The organism is Halobellus sp. Atlit-38R, assembly GCF_003665925.1.
Classification (GTDB): Archaea; Halobacteriota; Halobacteria; order Halobacteriales; family Haloferacaceae; genus Haloquadratum; species Haloquadratum inordinatus.
In genome coordinates this window covers 1-1,129 of record NZ_QXIJ01000047.1, presented here as the reverse complement: position 1 = coordinate 1,129, position 1,129 = coordinate 1, and the positions used below count along the sequence as shown (strand labels likewise).

The following is a 1,129-nucleotide window of genomic DNA, read 5'->3' as shown; positions in this document are numbered from 1 at the left end:
GGGCTCGGTCGACGCGTCGACCCACGCCTCCGAGAGCAGTCGGTTCCCGTCCCACTCCCCGCCGTTGAGGTACAGCAGGCCGACCCGGGCGAGGTCGCGAGCGGAGATCCACAGCCCGCCGCCCCAGTGGCCGCCGCCGGAGACGCTCTTCATCGCCGTCCCGTCCACGTCGACCGTCGAGTTGTAGTAGCCGTGCCACTCCCAGGTGTCGGTGGCGCCGACCGGTTCCATGACGTTCTCCGCGAGCACGCGGGGGAGCGGCCGGCCGACCGTTCGCAGGAGCGCCAGCGAGAGGCGGTTGATCCGCACGTCGTTGTACTCCCAGAACGTCCCCGGCTCGCGGAGCGACCGCGTCTCCGACTTGTCGAGCGCCTCGCCGTCCTTCCCGACCGCCCGGTTGCGGTCGACGGCGTCGGGCTTGCCGAACAGCGTCCCCTCCCACTCGCTGGTCTGGTGGAGCAGGTGGCGCCACGTGATCGCCCCGTTGTGGTCGCCCTCGAACCCGCCGTCGTCGACGTACTCGCGGACGCGGTCGTCGACGGAACCGATCTCGCCGCGGTCCCACGCCACGCCCGCGACGACCGAGAGGAAGCTCTTGGCGACGCTGAACGCCTGGTCCACGCGCCGGGTGTCGCCCCACTCCGCGACGCGGTAACCGTCCTTGAGGACGAGTCCCGCCGGGCCGCCGCGCCGCGCGGGGTGGGGCCCGATCCGCTGCCCGTGCTCGCCCTCGGCGTCGTCCCACGTCTCGTGGTCCGCGAAGTCGTAGTTGATCTGCTCGCGCGGCGTGCCGTTCAGCCTGTGGTAGTCGGCCGCGGCCGCGACGGCCTCCGGGTCGAGCCCGACCGCCTCGGGGTCGCGCCGTTCCCACTCGCCCGCGTCGGGGAAGTACATACCCCGCCTTCAGGGCTCGCCCCCTTCAGTCGTTCGCGTGTGAGGGAGTTTCCCCGGTCGCGTGCGGGGACCGTCGCCGGTGGCGCGCCCGCGCCGGCGGGCGCGTCGGCGACCGCCGCTCGGGAACACGATTATATCCGCGCCGGCACAGGTCGTAGGCATGAGTCTCTCGCTCGACGCGACCCAGCTCGACCGCTACTCAAGACACGTCATCCTCGACGACGTGGGTCCGGAG

1 protein-coding gene is annotated in these 1,129 nt (G+C 72.3%); it reads right to left on the bottom strand.

Going from position 1 to position 1,129, the window contains the following annotated elements; genetic code table 11:
• The coding region (locus tag D3D02_RS17980; RefSeq protein WP_147435693.1) for a serine hydrolase at window positions 1–894 on the bottom strand (894 nt) is incomplete at its 3' end.
• Window positions 895–1,129: the final 235 nt, after the last annotated feature.